Source organism: Synechococcus sp. R3-13 (assembly GCF_047462195.1).
Taxonomy (GTDB): Bacteria; Cyanobacteriota; Cyanobacteriia; order Thermostichales; family Thermostichaceae; genus Thermostichus.
Genome location: NZ_JANSIO010000329.1, coordinates 1 through 1,039, shown reverse-complemented (window position 1 = coordinate 1,039; position 1,039 = coordinate 1). Strand labels below are relative to the sequence as shown.

The following is a 1,039-nucleotide window of genomic DNA, read 5'->3' as shown; positions in this document are numbered from 1 at the left end:
TCGTCCTACGGACAGAGGGCGGGGCTCCTGCGATTTCTAGCTGAGAAGTCACCTTGAAGAATCAACTGAAAACCCCGCCATTTCCAACAGATGGCCCCAATCCGGATCCCTGAGTTCAGCCACTGGCGTAGGCTGGTGCAGACCTCAGCAATTCGGTTTATGGTATGGACATTCCCCCTGCAATTCCTCTTCTCCAAGCTGCAAACCCATGACTGCAGATCTCACCAACCGCATTTTGGGCAACCGCTACCAGCTGATTCAAGAAATTGGTGGCGGCGGTATGGGATCCGTCTTCCGCGCCTTGGACTTACACAACAACGGCCAAGAGGTAGCCGTCAAGATCCTCTATGCCCCCATGCTGCTGAGCCGGGGCGACTTCCAGACAGACTTGCGCCGTCGCTTTGCCGAAGAGATCCGCGTTAGCACCCTTCTGGGGCAGCATCCTCGCATCGTCAAGGTTTTGGATCACGGCCAAGAGGGGGAGCAGGCCTACTTGGTGATGGAGTACCTCAAGGGGCAGGATCTGGGCAAGCTGATCCGAGAAAAAGGGGCTTTGCCGGTTCGACAAGCCGTTCGACTAGCCTTGCAGGCCTGTGAGGGGCTGCACTTTGCCCACACGTTTCAGGCCAAGGTAGAGGGTCGCGAGATTCGGGGTGTCATCCACCGCGACATCAAACCCAGCAACCTCTTCATCGAGCAAGTTTTTCAAAATGGCAAGCTTATCCCCCAACTGAAAATCCTCGACTTTGGCGTGGCCAAAACCCTGGCGGATCACACCCTCAGCCTGGGCACCCAAAAAGGGGGAGGATTTATCGGCACAGCTCGCTACGCCTCTCCCGAACAGATACGGGGCAAAGCCTTGGATGCCCGCTCGGATATCTACTCCTTTGGGGTAGTGCTCTACGAGATGCTGACGGGATCCATGCCCTTTCAGCTGGAAACCGACTCCCTGCACAGCTGGATCCACGCCCATTGCTACGAAAGCCCAATCGAGATCAACCCGAAGGCAGCCCCCCAGCCGATCCCACCCCCTTTATCA

At 56.8% G+C, this 1,039-nt stretch carries 1 protein-coding gene; it reads left to right on the top strand.

Annotation, left to right across the window (positions count from 1 at the left end; translation table 11 throughout):
• Positions 1-208: 208 nt before the first annotated feature.
• Positions 209-1,039, top strand: an 831-nt coding sequence (locus tag NW856_RS10230) for a serine/threonine protein kinase (protein WP_414400122.1), incomplete at its 3' end; no start/stop codon positions are given.